The following is a 26,552-nucleotide window of genomic DNA, read 5'->3' as shown; positions in this document are numbered from 1 at the left end:
CAAATATAAAGCCATTACCCGATACCGGGTAATGGCTTTTTTGTACACTTGTACTCATGCAAAACCCTGATTTTGATATTATTTTTAATATTTATCAGGAAAAAATTATAACTTACTGCTCAGCCTTTCGTAAAAGTCCCCTGATAGCTGAATCGACCCATGAAATTAGCCCTGCGTGCCCCCGTTTGGGCATTGTTACTTAGTGTAACAATGCTGTTTGCCTTTGTACCTGCTCCTCCTGTGGTTTTGGAAGAAGTAATCGTGCAGGTGCCTTCAACCACAAATAAAAACGTAACGGATATCCGGACACGTCTTACCGCTATTCCGGGCGTGTATGTGAACGGATATTGTGAAGATCTTCAGATTTACCTGATCCGGGTTGATCGTGCCCTGCAACCGGGTAACAGCTTTCTGGAAACCGTTTTTCACGATCACTATCAGTTTTCCTACTATATAAAAGAAAGCTGTACAATAGCCCAGGTGAGAACCATGTGCGGCATGCCTGCCGAAGGCACTGATCCGGCTCAAAATCCTCAATAACAAAACGGCATGAAAAAGAACTACGCCATTCCTTTCCTGCTGTTTTTGCTTTTTGTCCCCTTCATTGCAAAAACACAAACCACAATTGTGAACCCCGCCGGCGACGGTGGATTTGAATCAGGTCCCACACTTGCCTTAAATAACTGGACGGTTGTACAATCAACCGGTGGTACACACAACCGCTGGTTTGTGGGCAATGCCACATTCAATAGTGGCACACGTTCCTGTTATATCTCAAACAACAATGGCGTGGCTAATGCCTACACGGTTACCGATGGCCGTGTACAGCATTTCTACCGCGATATTACCATACCCGCCGGCGAAAGCAACGTGACGCTCACCTTCAACTGGAAAGGCGAAGGGCAGTCAGGACAGGATTATCTGCGTGTATTTTTGGCGCCTACCTCAGTTACGCCGGTAGTTGGCACTCAAATGAATACAATTTATCAGATTGGTGCTACACTCAGCAACCAGCCTGCCTGGCAAACCTTTACCGCCACATTGCCCTGTAACATTGCAGGAACCACCCAACGCCTTATTTTCAGCTTCCGCTGCAACACCAGTACCGGCACACAGCCTCCGCCTGCGGTGGACAATATTTCGGTGGTATCTTCTGTGCCGCCGGTGTGTAATACAATAATTGGTGCCTTTACCAATGTGGCCACACTTCCTTACAGTTCAGGAGCCGGCACTACCTGCGGCGCCGGCGATCAGATAAACGCAACAACTACTTCCGCAACCTGCGCCGGTACAACCTACTCGGCCGGCGAAGATCAGGTATGGCGTTTTGTGCCTTTAACAAGCGGGGCAATAAACATTAATCTCAACGCCAACACATCAGGCGGCAGTCTTTCGCTTTATACGGGCTGCGCGGTGGGCACCAGCTGCGTTTCCGGAACCTGCGTGGCCTCCACGTTTGGCGGAGGCTTATCGCTGAATGCCTGCGTAACTGCAGGTACTGAATACTGGCTTGTGCTCGACGGTACGAGTAGTCCGGGCTGTTTTGCCTATTCAAACCTCACCATTTCGGCCCCCTATTCAAGCTGTATTACAGCACTTGGCACTGGGGTGATAAACGTGGGCGCACTTCCCTATACTTCTACTGGCCGCACCACCTGCGGAAGAATGAATGATATACGCGCCAACAACGTCTCATCCGTTTGTGGTTCGGCAGCTTCTTACGATGGCGAAGATGAAGTGTTTTATTTCACCGCCCCTTCTTCAGGAATTGTTCAGATTTCAATCACTTCAACCGGTTCATATACCAGTGTAATGGTCTATGATAACTGCCCGATTAATCTTCCCGGCGGCTGTATTACTTCTACAGCAACCTGTGTGGCGTTTCAGCAAAACTCATCGGGCAACAAAGGACTTTGCATCAATGCGGTGGCCGGCACCACGTATTTTGTGGTGGTTGACTCAGACTTTCCGCCGCTTTGCAACAATTACGACATCAGCATCAGTGCACCGCAGGCCACGCTGGCCGGTTCGGTATGTTCAAATGCGCCTGCAATTACATTGCCCTATACAGCTACCAACCACACTACCGCCTGCTATGGCAACGATTATACCTCGGCCAGCACGGGTTCCTGCAATTCGGTGTATGAATCGGGCGAAGACCGGATTTATGCGCTTACCGTAACCGGCTCAACCTGTATTGGTGTGGAAGTAACCAATGCCAGCACAGCCAACATTGCCGCATTTGTGTACAATGGCTGTCCGGGTGTGGCAGGCACAACCTGTTTGGGTGGTTATGGAGCGGCCACCACATTCAACGGTGCATTTACGCTGCCTGCGGCCGGCACCTATTACATCAGCATTGATACCTGGGCCGCTCCGAGCAATGCCACATATAACTTATCCATTACCGATTACGGAACAGGGCCTGTAAATGACCTCCCCTGCAGTGCCGATGTGCTTGCGCTGAATGTAAACCTTGCGGGCGACAACACCTGTTCGGGCTCTGCATCTGAGCCGGCTGCACCGGGATGCTGGACAAACGGCAGCATTAATACGGTTTGGTATTCAGTAGTAGCGCCTGCGTCGGGGCAGTTACGCATACGAACCACCAATGGCACGCTTCTCAATACACAAATTGCACTTTACAGCGGCACCTGTGGCTCGCTTACCGAAATTGCCTGCAACGACGATGCTCCTTCCTGCGGTGCTTCATCCTACACCAATTCTGAAATTACGGCACTGGGACTTACAGCCGGCGCTACCTACTACATTGCTGTAGATGGCTTAAATAACCTTACCGGTACGTTTAACATTATGGCGGTGGACGGTGCGGTAGGTTTCCCGGCTGCGGCGGGTTCAGACTGTTCGTTGCCTAACCCGGTGTGTGCATCAGTTATTCCGATTGGTAACCCCGGTTATCAGGCCTACGGCAATACCTGCGATTTTTCAGGCGCCGGTATTTGTCTGGCCGATGGCGAACGAGGATCTGTTTGGTACACCATTCCGATTAATGCAGCCGGTGTACTGGAGTTTGACATTGTACCCAACGACTGGCTGGGAGCGCCCAGCACGGCATCAACCGACTATGACTTTGCCATGTGGAAAGTAGCGGGCGCAGGCGCCACCAACTGTGCCGGTATTGCCGCCGGAGTACTGCCCGTAGCCTGTGATTTTGATCCGCTGGGCGTTACCGGATGCTTTGGAACCGGTAATTCGCCACCCTCCTATCCCGGTTTTAATGCTTCCTACCACCCCAATATTACCGTGGTTGCCGGCGATGTGTATTTGCTTGTAATCAGTAACTACACCAACTCCACATCCGGTTTTACACTGTATATCAGTGCCGGATCGCCGGTAAACTATACGGTGCCTACCTCGGTAACCTGGACAGGCGGCAACAACACTACAGCCTGGGCACCCACCGCCAACTGGGGTGGTTGTGCAGCGCCAAACTGCGGCGTGGATGCGGTGATTACTCCTTCTGCAGCAGTGCAGCCTGTGCTTCCGGCCGGTACATACAATGTGCGCGATCTGACCATTAATGCAGGCGCTACGCTTACGCTCAATTCGGGTGCGACACTCAATATCTGCGGCAACTTTATAAACAACGGCACGCTGAATGCGCATCCCAATTCAACCATCATTTTCAATAATGGATCAGTTGTACAGAATATTTCAGGATCGCTGGTGGGCACTAACAAAGTGGGCAACCTCACCATTAATAAAACGGGAGGTTCGGTAATTCTGAATGCGGCTATTGATATTGGCGGCAACTTTACCACCTCAAACGCTACAAGTGTGTTTAATACAACCGGACAACACATTAAGCTGGCGGGTAATTTCAGCAACAACAACGGCAGCACAACCTTTACCAACACAGGTACAACCGGCATTCTTGAATTTATCGGTACCGCTTCGCAAACGTATAATCAAGGTTCATCCACACTTACATTAAACAATGTGGTAATGGATAATACCGGTGCCGGTGTAACACTTTCCACCAATATGGTGCTCGGTACATCGGGCACGCTTACGCTTACCAACGGCCGCATTATTACCGGTGTGCGGGAAGTACAGGTAACCAACGGCGCAACCACCGCCTGCACAGCAGGTAATGCAGGCAGCTACGTGGCCGGCAATTTGCGCCGCACGCTTTCAGGCGCAGCAGGTTCATACGATTTGCCGGTGGGGCATATCACACAGGGCTATCAGCTTGCAAATATTACGTTCACCACGGCTACAACCATTCCCCAGCTTGTGGCACGTTTTGATCCGTGGACCGTTGTGCCCAACGGCCCGGTATCAAGCGAGTGTTTGATTGCAAACTACAATGTACTGCCTGCGCTGAACAATGGTTACTGGACCATCAATGCATCGGCCACACCCACATCGGGTACATACAATGTTACGTTGTACAGCACCGGATTCAGCAATTCGGCAGGCGCTGCCGGCTGGACGGTAATGAAATCAGCTGTGGTGGCTGGCCCCTGGGCTTTGCAGGGCTCATGTGTAACCACAAGTACGGCTTCGCAAACCTCGCGTACAGGACTGAACGGATTTTCAGTGTTCTCCGTAGCACAAACCAATACACCGCTGCCGATTGAACTTCTGTATTTCCGTGGTGTGAATGAAGGCGATCACAACGTACTGCGCTGGGCCACCGCTTCGGAAGAAGGTAACGACTATTTCACCATTGAACGTTCAACAGATGGTGTAAACTTCGTGGAAATAGGCCGTGTGGACGGAGCGGGCAACAGCACACAATTGCTCAACTATTTGTTTGTTGACAATTACCCGGCCATTGGCGAAAACTACTACCGCCTCAAACAAACCGATTTCAACGGAGCTTATGCCTACGCACCTGTTGAGCTGGTGTATTATTATCCGGGAAGTGTGTATCTGGATAACCTGCATCCAAACCCCACTACGGGAGCAATACAGTTCGACTTTGTGTCGCCCGAATCGACCACGCTGCACATTACTGCTACTGATCTTTCAGGGCGTATTGTGCTTAACGAACACAAGGACATTGAGAGCGGGCGTACACTCGTTTCCACCGCCCTGAACGGATGTGGTGCCGGCGTGTACCTGCTGCGTGTAACCGATCAACGGAAAGGATATACGTTCACCGCACGTATCGTACACGAATAATTTCCGCGTTTACTTCATTTTTCATCCGGCGAAGAATAATCGGTCTTTGTCGGACAAATAAACGCATTCATAACGTAACTGATTTTGGCTGGTTAGATCAGAATTAATTCTATTAAATATTTAATAGAAATTACGGAAACATTAACCAGCACGTATGAAAATCATCTCCTGCTTTTCGCCGGCTGCACTGGCCGGATTTTGTATTGTATGTATTAGTTTGTTTTCCCTTTCGGCCACACCACCGGCGTTAAGCGAACTGGTGGTTGAAACGCCACGGGTGAATGAAAAAAATCAGTTGCAGGTGCAAACAGCGCTGGCATCAAGTCCTGGTGTGTTTGTAAACGGCTATTGCGAAGAACGCAAAATGTTTCTGCTGCTTATTAACCGCACCCAACAGCCCGACAATCTGTTTCTCGACCAGCTCATGCACCGTTTCCAGCTTGAGTATCATGTAAAGGAATCATGCACCATTGCACAGGTGCGCGAGCTGTGCGGCATGCGTACAGGCAACGAATCAACCAATTCACCACAATAATTGATGCGTATGACAAAAAAACTACTCTGTTCAATTATTGCATGTGCAGCGTTTACCGGTATTCAGGCACAAACCACACTCATTAATCCGGCCGGCGACGGCGGCTTTGAAAGCGGAAATACATTTGCGGCCAATAACTGGCAGGAAGCTCAAAACGGCGGCGGTGCTGCAAACAAATGGTATGTAGGCACGGCAGTAGCCAACAGCGGCACACGATCGGCCTATATTTCAAACAACGGCGGCACCGGCAATGTGTATAACATAAATCAGGCGCGCACACAACACTTTTACCGCGACATTACCTTTCCGGCAGGCCAGCCGAACATCACGCTGAGTTTCAACTGGCGCGGCGTAGGCGAATCATGCTGCGATTATATGGAAGTGTTTCTGGTGCCCACCACCACCACGCCCGCCGCAGGAACCGAACTCACCACCGGGCAGCTTGGCACCACCTACAATTCACAAGCCACCTGGCAAAGCGCCTCCATTTCGCTGCCCTGCACCGGTATTGCCGGCACTACGCAGCGTCTGGTATTCAGTTTCAACTGCGATGGTTCTATTGGTACAAACCCGCCATCGGCTGTAGATAATATCTCGCTTGTATCATCCGCCACGGCAGCTAGTTGCGCCAGTTTAATGGGCACCGGTTTTACCACCGTGGCTTCGCTTCCCTATGCCTCGGGCGCCGGAACCACCTGCGGTTCGGTAAACAATGTGGATGGAAGCAATACCGTAGTTTGCGGTAACTCGTTTTACATGAGCAGCGAAGATCAGGTGTGGGCATTTACACCAACGGTCAGCGGTTTAATCAATATTGGTCTTAACTCTTCTACGTTTGATGCCGGTATGTATCTGTACGACGGATGCCCCAACATTTGCAGCAGCAGCAACTGTGTAGCCTCCACCAGCGGCAGTGATGCCACGCTTTCCACCTGTGTAACTTCCGGCACTACCTATTATCTTGTGCTGGATGGTTCGTCGTGTTATGCCTACAACAACCTCACTATTTCTGCGCCTGCCACCAACTGTGTGGCGGCTTTGGGTACAGGTGCCGTGAGTATTTCGCTGCCCTACACCTCTACCGGCCGTACCACCTGCGGTAAAATCAACAATATTCTCAGCACCAATGTATCGTCGGTGTGCGGTTCCGGTTTTTACTACACCGGCGAAGATGAAGTGTTTTATTTCACCGCTGCATCCACCGGGCAGGTCACGCTCAATCTCACATCATCAGGCTCATTCACGGCCGTAATGGTGTATGATGGTTGTCCGATAAACGTGCCGCCCTGCATTACCTCCACCGCAGCCTGTGTGGCCAATGCGCAAAGTTCAACCGGCAACAAGAGTTTGTGCTTCAATGTTACATCGGGCGTTACCTATTACGTGGTGGTTGATTCTGAGTCGTCGCCGTTTTGTAATCCTTACGACATCAGCATCTCAGCACCTTCAGCCGCTGCGGCAGGCACCCTGTGCAGCAATGCACCAACCGTTACACTTCCCTACACCGCTACCGGGCACACCACCGCGTGCTACGGCAACGACTACACCAATGCCAGCACCGGCTCCTGCGCCACGCTCTACGAATCGGGCGAAGACCGTGTATATGCGGTTACCCTGAGCGGTGCGGCCTGCTTAGGCATTACCCTGAGCAACGCCAGCACCTCCAACATCGGTTTTCAGGTGTATAATGGCTGCCCGGGCAACGTGGGCACCACCTGCGTAGGCTCGGCCGGCGGCAGCAACCCGCTTTCCGCTTCCGTTACCGTGCCTGCGGCCGGAACCTATTACATTGTGGTAGATACCTGGGCATCGCCCAGCTCCGCCACCTACGATATAAACATTGTAAACAACGGCAGCGGCCCCGCCAACGACTTACCCTGCAACGCACAATCGCTTCCGCTCAACGTAAACCTGAGTGGCGACAACACCTGCTCCGGCAGTGTGTCTGAACCCGCCGCAGCCAGCTGCTGGACCACCGGCACCATTAACTCCGTGTGGTATTCAGTGGTGTGTCCGGCTTCGGGGCAGCTGCGCATCCGCACCGGCATCGGCTCGCTCACCAATACGCAGATTGCACTTTACAGCGGCACCTGCGCCTCGCTTACCCAGGTGGCCTGCAACGACGATGCGCCTGTGTGCGGTACTTCGTCGTACAGCAATTCCGAAATAACCGCCACCGGCTTAACCGCAGGCGCCACCTACTTCATTCGTGTGGACGGCGCCAACTCGCTCACCGGCACGTTTGATATTATGGCGGTAAACGGCGCAGTAGGTTTTCCGGCTGCCGTGGGGCAGGATTGCTCGGCGCCCAACCCCGTGTGCAACGCCACCATTGCCATTGGTAACCCCGGTTATCAGGCCTACGGCAATATCTGCGATTTCACAGGCGCATCCATCTGCCTTGCCTCCGGCGAACGCGGCTCGGCATGGTATTCCATTCCGATTAATGCCAACGGCACACTTACCTTCGACATTGTGCCCAACGACTGGCCCGGCGCACCCAGCACCGCCGCCACCGACTACGATTTTGCCGTGTGGAAAATTGCCGGCGCTGGCGCTACCAACTGTGCCGGTATTGCCGCCGGTGCAGTGCCCATACGCTGCAACTACAGCGGATTGGGGGTTACCGGCCTCAACAGCACCGTAACCAATACCGCACCTGCAGCCTATCCCGGCTTCAACTTTGCCTACGAGCAGCAGCTGGCCGTGAACAATGGCGATGTGTATTTGCTTTGCGTAAGTAACTTCTCCAACTCCACCTCCGGCTTTACGCTCAACTTCTCGGCCACATCGCCCATCAACTACACCGCTGCGGGCAACTCGGTTACGTGGACCGGCGGCACCAACAGTGCGTGGGTGCCCACCGGCAACTGGGGCGGCTGCAACTCGCCCACCTGCGGCATTGATGCGGTAATTTCGCCCTCGTCGGTTACACAACCCATTCTCACCGCAGGTACATACAACGTAAAAAACCTCACCATCAATCCCGGCGCCACACTTACCCTGCAGGCCGGCGCCACACTCAACATCTGCGGCGATTTTACCAACTTCGGTTCACTCGTGTGCAGTCCGCTTTCTACCATTGTGTTCAACAACGGTTCGGTGGTGCAAAACATTACCGGCTCGTTTGTGGGAGCCGATAAAGTGGGCAACCTCACCATTACCAAAACCGGCGGACAGGTAATATTGAATGCAGCCATTGATATTGGCGGCAATTTTACCACCACCAACAACACCAGTGTATTCAACACCACGGGCAACTACGTGCGGGTAGCCGGCAACTTCACCAACAGCAACGGCAGCAGCACCTACACCAACACCGGCACCACCGGCACGCTTGAGTTTAACGGCACCGCCGCGCAAACGTATAATCAAGGCACAAGCACACTCACGCTTAACAATGTGCTTATGAACCACACCGGCACGGGTGTAACGCTGGCCACCAATATGGTGCTGGGCACATCGGGCACACTTACACTTACTAACGGCCGCATTGTTACTGCCGCCAACGAAGTGCAGGTAACCAACACCGCTTCGGCAGCCTGCACGGCGGGCAATACAAACAGTTTTGTGGCCGGCAACCTGCGCCGCTGGCTTTCGGGCGCGGCGGTGGCTTACAACCTGCCCGTGGGCACGGTGCTGCAGGGCTACCAGCGCGCACAAATTACGTTTACCACCACCACCACCATTCCGCAGCTCATTGCAAGGTTTGATCCGTGGGCGGTGTTGCCCAACGGCCCTGCCGCCAGCGAATGCCCCAACGCCACCTACAATGCGCTGCAGGCGCTCAACAACGGTTACTGGACCATCAATGCCTCGGCCAATGCCACTTCGGGCAATTATGATGTCACGCTGTTCAGCACCAGTTACAGCAACACGGCGGGCGCTTCGGGGTGGACGGTAATGAAAGCCGCCAACATAGCCAGCGCCTGGGGTTTGCAGGGCACGTGTGTAGCCACCAGCACCGCTGCGCAAACCAGCCGCACGGGCTTAAACGGCTTCTCGGTATTTGCCGTGGCGCAGTCGCAAACGCCGCTGCCGGTTGAACTTATTTCCTTTACCGGCACCAGCGAAAACGAGCACAACGTGCTGCGCTGGACTACTGCCACCGAGCAGAACAACGATTACTTCGTGCTCGAACGCTCAACCGACGGGCAGTTCTTCCAGCCTATTGCTACCATTGACGGGGCCGGAAACAGCACACAGCCGCTGCATTATGTGCAGGTTGACGCTTTCCCGAAACAGGGCGAAAACTACTACCGCTTAAAGCAGGTTGATTTTAACGGCACCTACACCTACTCGCCGGTGGTGCTCATCAACTACCAGCCCGGCAGCGTGTTTGTGGACAATCTGCATCCCAATCCCACCAACGGCACACTCATTTTCGACTTCGTATCGCCGCAAAGCAATACCATTTCTATTACGGTAACTGACCTTGCCGGCCGCGTGGTGCATCAGGAAATGCGCGAAACCGATGCCGGCCGCATGCAAATAAACACGCAGCTTACGGGCTGTGCAGCGGGTGTGTATCTGCTTAAAATTGAAGACCGCCGCAGCGGGTTCAGCTACTCCGCCAAACTCATTCACGAGTAAATTGATTAATGTTGAAGTAAACACCTGCTGTGCAGCAATGCCGGCAGGTGTTTTTTTTGAGGGGGTATGTTAGTGTCATATACATTAAATTCACCATGAAGCTAGATCAGAAAGAGATCTGCCTAAAAATGACAATTTATTACTCCTTTAATATAAATATTAGCACAAATCTTGATCTAAATAAAACACTTAATATATTTACAATATATAAATAAACACCAGAAAGACGCAATCATACAAAAACAGAAAACAATGTCAATGTCAAAAAATCTAAAAGAGAAGCAATATGTTGCATTTTTAGATGTCTTAGGATTTAAAGAAATGTTACGCAAAAAAGATACAGACCTTAGGTTTGATAAGTATTTCGAAGTAATTACTAAAACTCTAAAAAAAGTAAAATCGAGTAAAGAAAATGTTCGCGGTCAATTAGTGAGTGATTCAGTTATTCTTGCCAGTGAGTTAAGCATAGAAGGATTAAGAGAGCTATTAACTGCAGTTCAAACAATACAATGCGACTGTGCAAGGGAAAATATTTGGATTAGAGGAGCAGTAACTTTAGGTGACATTCATTTTGATACTGAACTAAATATTGTTGTAGGAAATGGACTTAGTGATGCTTATATTTTAGAATCACAGGAAAAATATCCTAGAGTAATTATTGACCCAAGAATCATTGCATCATATGATAGTAATCCTTCCCACCAAACCAAAGAATATTTTATATTACAATATAACTATGATAGCATTTACCCCGGCGCAGTTGATAGACCAAATCGTTTAATATATCAATATCCCACCGACTTTACGATCATAAATAATGATGCAATTTTTATTTCATTTGCAGAACGAATAGCCCTTAAAAATATCGATGATTTAGAATATATATATACTAATATTAAAAATGAATTATACAGTGGAACTCAAAACTATGCAAAATATCTTTGGCTTAAAAATTACCTTACACAAACACTATTTTCTCATAGTAACTTCTATGGGAATAGCGAACCTAAAGACCGTGAAAAAGCTCATTACTATGCTAATAAATTTGATACTCTATAGATAGACACTGAAATAAATAATATTCTTTACTCCACTTGTCATTACTTAGTTCTACGAGTTTTTAATTTTTTGTATTGATCAACCAAATGATATAAATATGTTATCAAAGCGTCAAAAAAGTCAATGGCGTCTCTCGCATCTTGCTTGTTAATTATTTTGTCGTGTGAGTGGGCTCCGTCATTTCCAATAAGTCGCAATTCGTTTGACCAGTTATAAAATGTTTCTTCTAAAATATGGTTGTCTTTTAGTTTTTTTAATTTGTCTGCGAGGTTGCCCTTTGTCTCGCCTTTGTCAGTGCATATCGCTTCAATTCCTTTTCGGCACATTATTACACAAGCTTCATATGCTTGAGCCCTAAAACATTTCTGGGCTTCTTTGTATGGATTAATAACAATATCAGGTGCGTTTTTTAATGCGAAGTTGTCTGTCAATGGGTAAAGTTGAAATTTGTCATTTACCCAAGAATGCTCTTCAATATTTTGAAAATCTTCTTGTGATAAAAACGGACTGTTGCAATTCAAGCACTTTCCTAATATTACGGCTGTCCCTTGGTTTTCTAATTCGTCTGTGTATATAATATTCAAAGCATAACTGAAAAGAATTCCAGTCTCAACTATCGAATTACAAGTCGGGCAGTAATTTGGTACTTTATATTGTATTTCAGGTTCGATCATTTTCTTTCTATTTGTTGTCGATGTGATATGATTTAGAATTAGTAGTAAGGTTTTGCCGTTTGGCGTTCGTGCAGTATTTCGAAGCACTTCACAGTCAAAGCAGCAGAAACTTAGAAAGAAGCAAAAGCTTCATTTAACCACTGTACCCACCATTGAGCCAAACGCCTGTTAGCAATAGTTGTTTTATAATTTTCCCAAAGTTTACTAAACTTCACTATTTTACTGAATAGCTATTTCAAATCTTGAATAATACTCGATACCGTCTCATTTAATTGTCTTAAGTGTGCTATCTGATTTGCAATTTCCGATTTGTCGCTATTCGTCAATCGAGCCTTTTGTTCTTGGATAGTTAAAAGGTAATCTCCCACGTATGTGTCGAAACTTTTCCTTGCGTTCTTAATCTGAGCTTTTATACTGTTTTCAAGTAACTTATTCGTCACTCCCTTCGCATTTTGATGCCTGTCATCAATTACTTTTTTCCAAAACAATTCTAAGGAGGTCTTGCTTATTCTATTCTCCTCAAAGTATTGAGTTTCATAAGTAGTAAAAGTGTCGTATCCCCCCAGATAACAATTCTTTCTTTCGTTGTAAACCTTTTCTTTTTTTGCAACACGAACTCCTTTCCAGTCGCTTTGTACAAATCTATCAATGAGCTCATCTGCCTTTATTAGGGTTCTGTCAAAATCTGGCTCGTCTAAGCGAACCTCTGTTTGTTCAAATTCCACTTTAAGTCCTTTTTTTAATGTGCTCTCGAACTCTTTTGCTAATGTATTTATCGTTTGCTTCAGCGATTCAAAAAGTGCTTTCTGCTTTGAGGCTAATTTATTCTCTAATTCCCGTCTGAATATTCCGAATGAATTAATTAACTCCTCATTAATTTCCTTGTTAAGCGCACGAATTGATTCCTCAACATCATATTTCGAACTGGAATCAACGGAGTCTTGTACCTCGCGCAATTTATTTCCAACTCTCTTTACCCAATTTGGCATCATTCTACCCCAAAACGATTGCTTTTCTTCAACCTTTTCAATATTGAAAGCTGAGTCAATTTGATCTGTGATGCTTTTTTCAAAGTTTCGAAATTCTATTTCATTCCATTCCTTGATTTCCGTTTCAAATTTATCCGCTTCGTCCTGGATACTTTGTTGTTTTTTTTTTGCTGCCTCAATTTTTGATTCAAGGTCAGTAATTTCTTCAATTGTTCTGCTAAGAACTCCTTCAGCAGTGATAATAAATTTATTCTTGAATTCCTTCATTAAATGTTTCAAGCTGTCCTGCAGACCTTCGACAAATATCCTACTTCGATTATCGAAAATGTGATTCAGAATTCTGCTTTCAACTTCAAGAATGTTACTGGCGGCTAATATTTCTCTTGCTACTTCTTTGTATTCCGATTCATCCTTTTGGTTTGCTTTAAATCCAAAGGCCATTCTACCAAAGTCCTTTTTCGCTTCACTGGTCGCATTCTCAAAAAGAATTAATCTAGATAATAATGCACGGTTAGCGGATATTGTAAAAATGTGCTGCTTTAAAACATTCGGCATTTTCGTTTTAACGATGTCAAATACATAATCAACTACTTTATCTGGTGGCAAACTATTCCTGTTTTCCTCATCAATTTTGTTAATTATAAAAAACAACCTGTCTGATATTTTATCCAGAATGTCACTTCGCATCTCAGTTAACTTTGCAAACACCTTATCCTCGTCTGTTGTTTTCAATTTGGTGTAATCCAGCAAATAGATTATTGCGCTGATTTTATCAATAAGCTCCAAATTGGATTCGTCAATTGTTTTTCCAATTGTAATTTCAGTAAGTGCTTCACCAAAGCCAGGTGTGTCTAATATTTCAAACTTAATATCAGTCATTTCCTTATCCTCAAGTGCCCTGAAAGAAGCAAACAAATTAAATTGAACCTCTTGCATTCCCTTATCTCTCTTTTCTTCATTGGTCAATTCGATTTGCTTCCTAATCTTTTCTACACCATCAATTTTGCTTTTCCCAAAAGTAAGATACCCGTCTTTATGTCTTGAATGATTAATCCTAACGGGGACAGAAGTTGCCGCAACATTCGAAACGGGCAAAAACTCATTGCCGAGTAACGAATTTAAAAAGGTGGATTTCCCCGATTTTAAAATTGCCATTACAGCAATTTGAAATGTTTGTTGGGTGCATTGATTTTGAAAGTGCCTTATTTTTCCAAGAATTTCCTCAGCCTTAATTTTTCTCTCTTTGATTTCCTTTTCTATAATCTTTATTGCACTATCAAATAGTTTTTTGGTCTCTGAGATTCGCTTGGCGTAATCCTTTTCCTGCTTATGGTCAGGTCGTGGATTTTTTCCATACAGTGCTTCAATTAATTGTTCAAATTTTGCCCCTTCATGAATTTCTGGAGTTAGCGTATTCATATTGTTGAGTATGGCAATAAAACCAGCAATAATTTCACGGTACTTAGAAAATAAATTGATGTCGTTTTGTACTGGAATAAGATTGGCCTGCGATTTAGTTTTTTTCAACTCCTTTTCTAATTTTTCCTTTTCCTTCTCCCAATACTTAGCGTACTTAAGAATCCCTTTTGAGTTATAAATGTCAGCATCATCCAACACAACTGGAAATATCCGTTCATATACATTGCCTTTCTCAACTATACATTGCACTTCGTGCATGCAATGTTTTGACTTAAGAAACTTATCACTAATGACAATAACAATTTTTCCATTTCGTCCCAGTCGTTGTTCAAATTCCTTTATGTTTCCCTTGTACTTTAAATCTTTTTTATCAATTTTAACGCTGAAATGACCTTTCAATTTTTTCTCAATAGAGTTAACAATTGTTGAGTGCCCCTTATTGCCTGTAGGGGATTTAATCCATGCATATGAAATATATATTTCCTCTTTCATTTTGTTGCATTTTTTTGGGCTTAAACCAATTTTACTGATATCATGGTTTGTCATATAATTGTTGCTAACGGGAAACGGCTTGGCGATGTGGCGGATTTTTAGCAATAAAGTTCAATAGAATTAATGCTGTTGAACCTTGCACAAATGTTTCATAGAAGCACTTCAGCCGCCATATTGCCAAACCGATGTTGCCTGCTGCCCTATTTATTTGTCATAATGAAAAAGCATTATTTCTAATTGTACTGGTTTTTGATTGTCTTGTGGTAAATGAAACAAGTAACTAAAAGAAGTCTCACCACGATGTCCGACTAATTTAGAAAAGTAAGGATGTTCGTTAATTTCTTTTTTTACTGTCTCAATTACATTTGAAAAGTCTTTATTTTTCACAAACATTATCAAGGCTGTTTTTGAGTCTCTCCAAGTTAAGTATCTGTCAAATAGTTGTGAAATTGCTTTTTGAAATTCGTTTATTCCGTGCCAAAACTTACATTCTGCTACAAATAAATTACTTCCATCATTAGCGTATTTCAAAAGTATATCTGTTTTACCACTTCTATTAAATGTTTCACCACTTGCAGTAGTTCCATCATATCTTGTTTCTAATACGAACAAAAATTGGTCTCTTAAACCCTCTTCGTCTTTGTTTTGATATAAAGTTGGTTTCTTCTCCATATTCTTTCCAGAATCGTAGATCACTTTTAAGATGTCATCATACATTTCTTTGCTCATCATTGGCTCTGATGAAAATTCTTTTTTTGGACTTACTGTTGGTTGTGGTATAACTTTTTTCTTTATTGTTGGTGCAGTAAATACTGATGAAGTATTTGTATTTACTTTTACATTGATTGCAGCAAAAAAATCATTCTCTTGCTGAAATTTTCTTTTGTGTTCTTGAAATGTTGAAGTTGCAAGTCCTTTAATTGAATTATTCCAACTACTAACTAAGTTATTTACATTTTGAAGATTTGCAAAGGCTCTGTTTTCAAAATCTCTTTTAGCATTATTAAATTCTCCTGGGTCTTTTCTATAAAGTTTAAAACTAAACGATACTGTTGAGTTTTGTTCATTTATTGAAATTTCAGTTGTAGTCATTGTCCAAGTGTCAGGTCTAACCTTAAATAATTCAGACGAACCTGAAAATTTGTAACTAATTGTAAAAGTATAAACATCAGTTTGATATTTTTCTCTCCACATTCTGTCTTCTACCCATTCTTTTGAAACAGTTGGTTCGTTGATACTTGGATTTTCCCTGTCAACCGTTAATGGTTCAATACTATATTTTTCAATTAAATACTCTATAAATTCATTTTCATCAACCCCCAAAATGTATTCTTTGCCTTTATTTGTTATCTCACTTACAATGCTATTTGATTTTTCTTGTCTGTAAGTGTAGCTGTCTATTTCATAGAAAGCCTTAATTGTATTTCTATATCCAAACATAAATTCTGTCTTTGCTATTAGGATCTGTTAGGGTTGCAGGCAACTCCTAAATATACGCAATTACCCCGCAAAAACACAACTAACTACAAAATACATTAACTCATTATTTATAAACACATTACATTATCAACTATTTAATATACGCATTATGCGTAAAACCTATATCCCGGTGACAACTACCCAAAATACGCGTCCCCAAACACCCCACTTAAAGAATTACATCACTCCCCCAAAAAAACACCCGGCTGAATTACTACACCACAAAACCACACCAAACACTCCAACCCCAAAAACAGCCGAACCCCAAAAAACACCCAATTGCATTACAACACCACAAAACCACTCCAAACACTTCCCCCCCAAAAAAAACAGCCTAACCCCAAAAAAAACACCCGGCTGCATTACAACACACAAAAAACCACTCCAAACATTCCCCCCAAAAAAAACAGCCGGCTGCATTATTACACACACCCCAAAAAAAACAGCCGGACAAAGTCCGGCTGCATTATACATTTAGCATTCAAAATTGAACATTCCGCGTTAGCGGCTATAATTCGGCGCCTCCCGCGTAATCATCACATCGTGCGGATGGCTTTCCTTGATACCGGCTGCAGTGATGCGGATAAACTGCGCTTTTTGCAGTGTGGCAATGTCTTTGGCGCCGCAGTAGCCCATGCCGGCACGCAGGCCGCCGATGAGCTGGTACATGATTTCGGAAAGCTGGCCTTTGTAGGGTACGCGGCCGGAAATGCCTTCGGGCACCAGTTTCTTAATATCGTCCTCTACATCCTGGAAGTAGCGGTCTTTGGAGCCTTTCTGCATGGCTTCGAGCGAGCCCATGCCGCGGTACGACTTGAATTTGCGGCCTTCGTAAATGATGGTTTCGCCGGGCGATTCCTCTACACCGGCAAACAGCGAACCGGCCATGATGGTGCTGGCTCCGGCAGCAAGGGCTTTCGGAATATCGCCGGTGAAACGGATGCCGCCGTCGGCAATTACGGGAATGCCTGATTTTTTGAGGGCTTCGGCCACCATCATTACGGCAGTAAGCTGCGGCACGCCTACACCGGCAATTACGCGCGTGGTGCAGATGGAACCGGGCCCGATGCCCACTTTTACGGCATCAGCCCCGGCTTTTACCAGCGCGAGGCCGGCTTCGGCAGTGGCTACGTTGCCTACAATAATGTCGGTGTTGGGATAGGCCTTCTTTACGCGCTTGAGCATGTCAATCACCCCTTTGGAGTGGCCGTGCGCAGTGTCGATGATGATGGCATCCACGCCGGCTTTTACCAGCGCATCCACACGCTCCATGGTATCGGCAGTAACGCCTACACCGGCGGCTACGCGCAGGCGGCCCAGCGCGTCTTTGCAGGCATTGGGACGCTCTTTTATTTTGATAATGTCTTTGTAGGTAATGAGGCCAACCAGCTTGTTGTTTTTGTCAACCACGGGCAGCTTTTCAATCTTGTACTGCTGCAGAATCTGCTCGGCTTTTTTGAGGTCGGTGCCCTGGCGGGTGGTGATGATGTTTTTGGAAGTCATTACCTCGCGCACGGGGCGTTTCATGACTTTCTCGAAACGCAGGTCGCGGTTGGTGACAATGCCGGTGAGGATGCCTTTGTCGTTGACCACCGGAATGCCGCCGATTTTGTTTTCCTTCATCAGCGCCAGTGCGTCGCCAATGGTGGCGGCTTCCGACATGATAACGGGGTCCATAATCATACCGCTTTCCGAGCGTTTTACCCGGCGCACATGATCGGCCTGGGCGGTGATGCTCATGTTTTTGTGAATTACACCGATACCGCCTTCGCGGGCAATGGCAATGGCGAGTTCGTACTCGGTCACCGTATCCATTGCAGCGGAAACGATGGGCGCATTGAGTGTAATGTTTCGGGAGAATTTAGAACGGATATCAACTTCACGGGGCAGCACTTCTGAATATGCCGGCACCAGCAGCACATCATCATAGGTAAGACCTTCTGCAAGAAATTTGGGAGCAACAGCCATAAGAACGGTTTGAATTTTAGCGTTTCGGTTAAAATTCGTGCAAAGGTATGCAATTATGGCGAAAATTGTTTGGCTGAGGCGGAATTACTTCTTCACAACCGGCTCAGCTGCGCAGCCAGCTTTTTACACGGGGCATTTTGCCCGGCTCTGCCGGTTCAATTATTCCCATCCACTGCAGCAGCGGCGCACCGAGGTAGTGCCCGCTCTGAAACTGTTCGCGCAGCCAGGCGGCCTCGCCCTTGTAGCCGGTATCGTGAAACAACACCTCGTCGGGAATACCAATATGCCTTGCTGCCAGCCACGACCACAGCAGCACGGCCATTTCCTCGCCCTGCTTGTTCTGGTCAAGTTCCAGCACATTGTTGTGCAGCCCGGCCCGCTCATGCGGCAAACTTACAGCCACGTGCCCGGCCTCGTGCAAAAGGTCGCCGGGATACAGTAATTGTTCAGGATTATAGACAATAACGCCGTTTTTGATCAAAATAGCAGACAAAAACGTGTTTTCGGGCACCTCGCCTTGGCGGGTTTCCAGGCCTATTTCGTGCAAAAAACGGGTAATGGTGGCTAACTGCGCTTCTTTTGTACCGGCGGTGGTTTCCATCGGCTCAAGTTAACGAATTAACGTAACTGTACCTTTCTGGTCCACAAAATCGCCGGAAGCGGCGCGGAAGGTTACCGTCCACACATACACGCCCGGCTGGCATTTATCGCCGAGGTAACGTCCGTCCCAGCCTTCGGTTTTCACATTGGTGCGGTAAATAATTTCGCCCCAGCGGTTAAACACCGTAAAGTCGTATTCCTCCACATCCACAAAACCGAGCGAGGGCATAAACAAGTCGTTCAGGCCGTTGCCGTTGGGTGTAAAGGCGTTGGGCACATACACCAGCGGCTTTTGCACCACTTCGGCCAGGTTGGAGTAACTGGTATCGGTGTAGCCGAAGGGATTTACAGGTGTTTCCACGGCTTCAATCAGGTAGGTGAAACGTCCGCGCTGCGGAATGTAGGTTTCAACCTGATCTACGTAGGTGTAGGTCATTGTACCGGTATGCGGCACAAAGGTTACAGGCACGGGCGCAAGCACACCGTCAACTGCGCGGTAAACGTTGTAGCCCAGCACCGGCGAAGCCCAGGCTTCATACGGGTTCCAGATGAGGGTATTGGTAATTTCGTTGTTGGCGGTGGCCTGAAGCAGAATGGTGCGGCCAAGGTTTGACGTGTACGCATCGTTGCCGCAACTGTCAACCGCCACCATTTTGTACCAGTAGCTTTTCACACTGGTTTCGGCGGTGTTGTCGGTAAAGCTGATTTGCGGTGTGGTGGCCGAAAAAGGTACGTTGCCAAGCGGCGCCCACGGGCCGGTTTGTGTTTCTGAGCGATACACATCATAGCGGATCACGTCGGCCGTTACATCCACAAAGGCGCGCACTTCAACGGTGTTCGGCGCATTTACGGTAGCCACACGCAGGTATTCAAACGCCGGCAGCTGGGGCACGTTGGCAAAAAGACAAAACTCCTGCGAGGTGGACGTAATTAACCCCGTGGCATCAACCGCCTGCACATAATAGCAGTAGGTCGAAAACTGGGTGAGGCCGCTGTGTGTAAAGGTGGTGATGTTTCCGGCCACTGTGCCGGCCTGCTGAAGCGGCCCGCCGTTTTCGGTAAACCAGATTTCATACGCGGCCACACCGCCGGTCATGTTGTTGTAGGCATTCCACGAAAGCACACTGGCCACGTTGCACACATCAAGTATGCCGGTAAGGAACAGCGTGTTGTGCTGACTGCTGAACACGGTTACGTTGCTGCAGCTGTCAACCGCCGCCACGGCGTAGAGTTCGCTTTGCTGGTCGGCGTTGGAAATGGTGTTGGTGTATGACGTGTTGTTGTAGCCATACACGGTATCAATGGCCGTCCAGATGTTGTTGATGAACTGGAAAATGATGTAGGCCGTTACGTCGGTTGAGGTGGAAGGCTGCCAGCCCAGCACGGCATTACCGGCCGCATTTACCGACACGCTGTCGAGCACGGGCACGGCAGGCACAATGGCATCCTGCGCCAGCACGCCGTCCACATTGGATACAGACACACAGCCCAGCGAATCGCCTATTTCGATGCGGTAATTTACGTTGGCGTTGCAATACGGAATACTGTCGGTGTAGTTGAGCGACTGGGTGGAATCAATAAGTGTCCACACACCGGCGGGATATTCCTTGTAAATGCGGAACCAGCCAAACTGCGAAACCGGGGGCGGTGTGCTGATGTTGTTCCAGTTGAGTGTAGCGGTAAGGTTATTGTTGTTTACCACCTGCAGGTAAATGGAGCTGAGTGTATCCTGCGGAGGCAGCATAACCGCACCACCGCATCCCGAACGGGTTTGCACGTAGTAATACACCGGCGCACTGTTGGCGTTGGCACCGGCGTGGGTGTAGCTGGTCTGGTTGTAATTGAAAATAGAATCAATAACCGTAAACGGCCCGCTGGCATTGGCGGAGCTGTAAATGTGGTAGCTGTTGAAGGTGTTGGCCGTATCAAGCGGCTGCTCCCACGTAAGCGTAACCCCGCCGGCAGCATCCACCGCCAGGCAATGCACCTCCGGCGATTGCACCACCGGCAAGTTGAGCACGGTAATGGAAATGGTGGCAATGTTTTGGGCCGGTGCCGGACAAAAATCATCGGCCGTGCGGATTACAAAATTGTAGGTGTTCGACTGCACAAAACACTGGTTGGTGTAGGATACGTGGTTGCAGTCGGTTTGCCAGGTAAAGGTGGTTTGCGTACCCAATGCCCCCGACACGGGCGGAGGCGGATTAAGCGTGGCGCAGGGCGGATTTAAACAGCCGGAAGCCGCATTGGTAAAGCCGGTGCCAAACTGCAGGCCGGTGGCGGTCATGGTTACCGTTTGCGGTGCGCCGTTGGGTAAAAACTCAAAATCGCTTCCGGTGAGTGTAAAGGTAACAAGCTGCCCGGCCGTTACCGTATCGGCATACAAGGTAAAGAGGCCGGTAACGGGATCCTGAAACGGTGCATTCACATCGGGCGGCGTATTGGTGCCGCAGGGTAAAAGCACCACCTGAATTTCGCGGAAAATTTCGGCTACAAGCTGTCCGCATTTCCACGCCTGCACTTTAATGCAGGTAACAAACGCGCCTTGTGTAAAGGAAGTGTAAGAAACTTCGCCGGTAAACGGATCGAGTGTGGCGGGCACGTTGTTCGGATCGAGGTTGGTGCCGGGAAGCGGGCTGGTCATACTGAAACCGGCCACAAACGGAATAAACGGCGGATCCACACCGGGGTTGTAGGCGGCGGGCGGAAACGTGGTAAACTGATCAAGCGGCTCGGCCCAGGCGTAGGAAAGTGAGTCGAGCTCCACATCCACTGCATTGTGGTTGTAGGTAAACGGATAACCGGTGCAGATAATTGACTTGGGACTTTCGAGAAATTTCGGTGAGTTATCGTAGCACGGATTCATGTTCTGCGCATTGTAGGCATACATAATGGCGCGCAGCGTGAACCCCGCACCGCCGGGATTCTGCAAATTCACAATGGCATTGTTGCGGCAGCAGTCGTCGTAAGTAAACACCCAGCCCTGCGGGGGCGGTGTACCATTCATAAAAATGGGTGCCGACTGATAAATGTATTCTTCCACCGCGCCCGGAATGGGTGTGGTTGACGCAGAAGCTGCAGCACAGGTAATGGTAGGCCCCGCGCCGTTGCACACGGGCGAAATATCCTGCTGCGAAACCAGTGTGAGGTTGATTACCGTAATGGCCGGATTGTTAAATACATCGAGCGCAGCCGCCGGCGGAGCCGTAACACCGTTGCAATCACGGTAAAGTTTCATCTGAAACACAAACTGCCCGGTACCCAGACATTCCCACGTAATTTCGCCACCCATCAGGTGCGAAGCTTTTGCCTGCGGAAGCAGGAAAAAGGCGGGTAAGAGGAAAAGCAGGAGTCGCTTTATTCCTATTTGCATCATAAATCGTGTTATCAATGTGTTGTGAGCCAACACAAAGATAGGATTCTGAGGATGCAAAGCAAGCCTTTGCGCGGCTTGTGTACTAAGGAGTGTTAAATCCTATGATTTAGGGAAATTAATCAATGATTTAATAAAATATACCCCAAAAATAAACTTGCACATTAAAATTACATAAATTTCATGAAACCAAACCTCTAAACTCATGAAACTACTGACAAAACTCCTAATTGCTGCTGGTGTTTTTCTATCAATTAACTCATCTGCACAATCTGACTCTAAATTTATGATATCGATGATTAATAAGGAGATAGCGATCACTAAAGCCCCACTCAAATCGACCGAAGTAATCTGCAAATACTATATTGACAGTATTCCAATTGGAGATACACTAGAAGTTGACATCGTAGCTAATATCAATAATAGTTCTCTGCCTGCAACAGACTATGAAATTCTTCACAACAAACAAACACTTACTTCAAAAAACAACGGGGACACCATACTTTTTCTTGTAACAATTTTTCCTGACAGTATTCCTGACAAGCAAAGAACACTTTTAATAGATTTAGTAGTATTCAAGAACAAAAAAAACATCTCTTCTCTTAATCTATCAAAAGATAGAATGACATCTATCACAACAAAAAAAAGTGAGTCCATAAATCAATATAACTACTTGGCGTATGTAGGAACAAATTTTGATCTGGTAGATGGGATACAAGCGAAAAATTTATTTTTTGCTACAAATATTTTTGTCCCTAACTCCCATGAAAATGGTTTTAAAAGTGGCTTCTTTTTAAACTTATATGGAAATAGAAATATTACATCAGTTGATACGCTCAAAGACGTAATTCGTCCTTATCAAGCTGTAAAAATAAATGACACTACATCGGTTTTTTCTTATGAGCAAACAGATGCCATCACTAAATTTTCATCAGAAAATATTGGTGCATATTTTTCACCACTGATAAACATTAATCACAAAAAATTTAAGATAAAATCCTTGAGTTCTTCTTCTAACTTAGTTCAACTATATTTCTCGCCATCAGCAGAATTTATCTGGCAAAGAATTGCAAAAAACACAGAATATCTTATTGGCGACTCTGCGTATTCGCAAACAAGAACAGTATCCTCACAATTTCCGCAAATATTAAATTACCCAAGAAGTTTTAACTCTAAATCTAATCAGTTTAAATTCAACAAGGGGCTTGGTTTGTATATTAATCATCAAAACAAAAACATAACAGTATCTATCTATTTTGCTGCCGGTTGGACTACAATTTATACTCCAGAATCAAGTAAAATTAACAATCAAACATACAAGTCCACTAATGATTATTTCTTTTCTGGCAGAGCATGGATTACTGAAGCATCTACTGGCATTACAATTCAAGCTGAAATTACGAATACATTGAAATCTCCAATGCCACAATATGTCGTAACATTATCAAAAGCAATAAATTTTTCAAGTCTGAGTACTTTATTTGCCCCTTTAAGTAAAATATAGTATTTATTCAATACCATTAATACACGTTAAGATTGTGATCTGATAAATTAACAAAAGACTTATTAACTATAAGAACAATATTATATCAACGAATCGCATCTAGGAAAAAAACAGTTCATAAGGACGTGATGCAAACTATATGCACACGTCCTTAATTTATTTCCGCATGCCCGCCACCACTTCCGTCATTTGCTCAGGATTGAGGTAACGCTGCGCCAGCTGCTGCAGCTGCGGCGCGGTGATGCTTTGCACGGTGTGCAGGAAGCGCGAGTAGTAGTCGTAACCAAGCTCGTAGCCGAGCAGGCCTTTGAGGCGGTCGGCCAGCGCGAAGGGGCCGTCGGTGCTGCGCAGGAACACGCCGGTCATGTAGTTGCGCACCAGCTCAAGCTCATCGGCCGGAATTTCGTGCTGACGGAGTTTGTCTATTTCGGTGCGGATTTCGTGCAGGGTGGCGTTGGTTACGTCAACCCCTACTTCGGTAGAAATGACAAAGTAGCCGGCGTGCTGCATGGATACGATGCCGGAGCCGATGCCGTAGGTATAGCCTTTGTCCTCGCGGATATTGGCCATGAGGCGCGAGCCGAAATAGCCGCCCAGCACGGTGTTGAGCACCTGCATGGCGTGGTAGTCGGCATGGGTTTTATTAAACAGCATGCAGCCGGTGCGGATGGCCGATTGCAGGGCGTCGGGCTTTTCGAGGGTGTGTATGCGTGCGGCATGTGTGGCCGGCGCGGGCATTATGAGGGTGTGCTGCGGTTTTTCGCCCACGGGCAGGGCGCCAAAGGCTTTTTCCAGTTCGCCGGTTACGGCATCGGTTACTTTGCCGGCGGCAATAATGGTGCAGGCTGCGGGCGTGTAGTGGCTGCGGTGAAAGTTCACCAGCTGCTCACGGCCGAGGCGGTCGAAATCTGCGAGTTCGGCTTTGGCGCCGTAGGGATGCGCGGAGCCGAACAAAAATTCGGCAAAGCCGCGGCGGGCCATGTTGCCCACTTTGGCGGCATCCACCACAAATTTCTGGCGGCGGTTGCTGAGGTACACGTCAAACTCGGCCGCCGGAAACACCGGCTCAAACAGCATGGCACGCACCAGCGGCAGCACCGCGGGCAAATGCCGGTTGAGGCTGTACAGCGTAAACGAAGCCACATCGTGCGTGGTTTCCGACTCGATGAACGCGCCGTAGTAATCAAGCTCTTCGGCCAGTTCCTCGGCGCTGCGGCCGGCTATGCCTTCGTCGAGCATATCGTTTACGGCGGTAGCTACCAGCGGCTGCGGCTGCATGCGGATGCCGGCGGCAAACTGCCATTCAATTTTCACTACTTCCTGTGTGCCCGCATCGAGACGGAACACCGGAATGCCGTTGCTGAGTTTTACTTCTGAAGCCTGCAGCAAATGCACGTCTTTTACAGGCTGAAAGGCCGGAGCCAAAGTGCGGTCTATTGACATGGTATCTGCTTAAATCAGGCGTGAGTATTGGCGCGGTAATGCAAAGCCGAGCAATTGGTGCGGCGCAGCACTTCGGCAGCCGACTGTTTGATGTGCGCAGCAGTAACGCGGCTGTAGTTATCTACTTCGGTATTTACACGGGCCGCATCGCCCAGCAGTTCGAAGTAAGCAAGGTTCATGGCTTTGTCGAGCACACCCATTTCGGCAAACTGCAGCGACGATTCCACTTTGTTTTTCACCTTGTCTAATTCGCGTTCGCTTACGGCTTCGGTGCTCAGCTTTTCGAGTTCGGCAAACACCGCAGCCTCACCGGCATCGGTACTCACGCCCTCGTTTAGTTTGCCCGACACCACAAACAAGCCCTTGTCGAGATCGCCCATTACATATGCACTTATTTCGCTGAACAGCTGCTGCTCTTTTACAAGGCGGTTGTACAAACGCGAGGAATTGCCGCGCGAGAGGATGTCGGAAATAAGATCCATGGCGTAGTAGCCTTCGCTGCGGCGGTCGGTCATGTGAAAGGCCATGTACAACGCATCGTAGGGCACATCGCGCGTTACTTCTAGGCGGCGGTATTCGTTTTGTGCGGGCTCGGCGGGGAGGTTGCGCGGGGGCTTGGTGCCTTGCGCAATGGGCTGAAACCACTTTTCTGCCAGGGCTTTTACCTGCTCCGTATGCACATCGCCGGCCACCACCAGAATGGCGTTTGCCGGGTTGTAATGTTTGGCGAAAAATGCTTTCACATCGCTCATCTGCGCCTGCTCGATATGGGCAATTTCCTTACCAATGGTGGCCCATTTGTAGGGATGCACCTTGTAGGCCAGCGGGCGCAGCAGCAGCCACACATCGCCGTAAGGCTGGTTGAGGTAACGCTGCTTGAATTCTTCAATTACCACATTGCGCTGCACTTCCAGACTTTTTTCCGAAAACGCCAGACTCAGCATGCGGTCGGACTCGAGCCAGAAACCGGTTTCGAGGTTTTGCGCCGGAAGGGTGAGGTAATAGTTGGTAATATCGTTTGAGGTGAAAGCGTTGTTTTCGCCCCCTACACGCTGCAAAGGCTCGTCGTAGCTCGGAATATTTACCGAGCCGCCAAACATGAGGTGTTCAAACAGGTGTGCAAAGCCGGTGAGGTGTTCTTCCTCATCGCGCGCGCCCACATCGTACAGAATATTTATACAGGCCAGCGGCGTGGCATTATCGCGGTGTACAAGTACACGCAGGCCGTTGGTAAGGGTAAAACGGTCGAATTGAATCATATTGAGTATTGCCG

General features: G+C 47.5%; 14 protein-coding genes. 6 read left to right on the top strand and 8 right to left on the bottom strand.

All coding sequences use genetic code 11. The features are described from left to right. The first annotated feature begins 159 nt into the window (after positions 1 to 159). The 5 genes from IM638_13615 to IM638_13595 all read left to right on the top strand — a co-directional run bounded on the left by IM638_13615 (position 160) and on the right by IM638_13595 (position 11,338). Complete coding sequence (locus IM638_13615; GenBank protein ID MCA6364073.1) at positions 160 to 540, top strand: hypothetical protein; 381 nt, start codon at positions 160 to 162, stop codon at positions 538 to 540. A gap of 9 nt (positions 541 to 549) precedes the next feature. Next, positions 550 to 5,151, top strand: coding sequence for a pre-peptidase C-terminal domain-containing protein (locus IM638_13610; protein ID MCA6364072.1), 4,602 nt, complete (start codon positions 550 to 552; stop codon positions 5,149 to 5,151). Positions 5,152 to 5,305: 154 nt separating this feature from the next. Continuing rightward, positions 5,306 to 5,686 (top strand): hypothetical protein, encoded by a 381-nt coding sequence (locus tag IM638_13605; protein MCA6364071.1) that lies wholly within the window; start codon positions 5,306 to 5,308, stop codon positions 5,684 to 5,686. Between the two features lie 9 nt (positions 5,687 to 5,695). Further along, positions 5,696 to 10,279 (top strand): T9SS type A sorting domain-containing protein, encoded by a 4,584-nt coding sequence (locus IM638_13600; GenBank protein ID MCA6364070.1) that lies wholly within the window; start codon positions 5,696 to 5,698, stop codon positions 10,277 to 10,279. Positions 10,280 to 10,537: 258 nt separating this feature from the next. Continuing rightward, positions 10,538 to 11,338 carry a hypothetical protein gene (locus tag IM638_13595; protein MCA6364069.1) on the top strand — a complete coding sequence of 267 codons (801 nt, stop codon included), beginning with the start codon at positions 10,538 to 10,540 and terminating at the stop codon, positions 11,336 to 11,338. Between the two features lie 41 nt (positions 11,339 to 11,379). Here the strand turns inward: IM638_13595 and IM638_13590 are convergent, their stop codons facing one another. The 6 genes from IM638_13590 to IM638_13565 form a co-directional block, all read right to left on the bottom strand. Continuing rightward, a complete protein-coding gene (locus IM638_13590) occupies positions 11,380 to 12,012 on the bottom strand; it encodes a DUF4145 domain-containing protein (protein MCA6364068.1) in 633 nt (210 codons plus the stop codon). 230 nt (positions 12,013 to 12,242) lie between these two features. Then, positions 12,243 to 14,912 carry a dynamin family protein gene (locus IM638_13585; GenBank protein ID MCA6364067.1) on the bottom strand — a complete coding sequence of 890 codons (2,670 nt, stop codon included), beginning with the start codon at positions 14,910 to 14,912 and terminating at the stop codon, positions 12,243 to 12,245. Between the two features lie 204 nt (positions 14,913 to 15,116). After that, positions 15,117 to 16,352 (bottom strand): hypothetical protein, encoded by a 1,236-nt coding sequence (locus IM638_13580; protein ID MCA6364066.1) that lies wholly within the window; start codon positions 16,350 to 16,352, stop codon positions 15,117 to 15,119. Positions 16,353 to 16,892: 540 nt separating this feature from the next. Then, the gene (guaB, locus tag IM638_13575) at positions 16,893 to 18,359 is read right to left on the bottom strand and encodes an IMP dehydrogenase (protein MCA6364065.1); all 1,467 of its coding nucleotides are present in this window, start codon (positions 18,357 to 18,359) and stop codon (positions 16,893 to 16,895) included. 103 nt (positions 18,360 to 18,462) lie between these two features. Beyond that, the gene (locus IM638_13570) at positions 18,463 to 18,960 is read right to left on the bottom strand and encodes a hypothetical protein (GenBank protein MCA6364064.1); all 498 of its coding nucleotides are present in this window, start codon (positions 18,958 to 18,960) and stop codon (positions 18,463 to 18,465) included. A gap of 9 nt (positions 18,961 to 18,969) precedes the next feature. Then, on the bottom strand, positions 18,970 to 22,335 hold the full coding sequence (locus IM638_13565; protein MCA6364063.1) for a gliding motility-associated C-terminal domain-containing protein: 3,366 nt from the start codon (positions 22,333 to 22,335) through the stop codon (positions 18,970 to 18,972). Positions 22,336 to 22,537: 202 nt separating this feature from the next. On the opposite strand from IM638_13565, the gene IM638_13560 reads away from it, so the two are divergent. Beyond that, positions 22,538 to 23,836: a hypothetical protein gene (locus IM638_13560; GenBank protein ID MCA6364062.1), complete on the top strand. Its 1,299-nt coding sequence runs from the start codon at positions 22,538 to 22,540 to the stop codon at positions 23,834 to 23,836. 156 nt (positions 23,837 to 23,992) lie between these two features. Here IM638_13560 and IM638_13555 read toward each other — a convergent pair whose 3' ends face one another. Both IM638_13555 and IM638_13550 read right to left on the bottom strand, forming a co-directional pair. After that, positions 23,993 to 25,279 carry an insulinase family protein gene (locus IM638_13555; GenBank protein MCA6364061.1) on the bottom strand — a complete coding sequence of 429 codons (1,287 nt, stop codon included), beginning with the start codon at positions 25,277 to 25,279 and terminating at the stop codon, positions 23,993 to 23,995. A 14-nt stretch (positions 25,280 to 25,293) separates the two neighbouring features. Next, the gene (locus IM638_13550; protein ID MCA6364060.1) at positions 25,294 to 26,538 is read right to left on the bottom strand and encodes an insulinase family protein; all 1,245 of its coding nucleotides are present in this window, start codon (positions 26,536 to 26,538) and stop codon (positions 25,294 to 25,296) included. Between the last annotated feature and the right edge of the window lie 14 nt (positions 26,539 to 26,552).

The sequence above is a fragment of the Bacteroidota bacterium genome (genome assembly GCA_020402865.1).
In the GTDB taxonomy this organism is placed as follows: Bacteria; Bacteroidota; Bacteroidia; order Palsa-965; family Palsa-965.
This window is presented reverse-complemented; position numbering and strand designations above follow the sequence as displayed.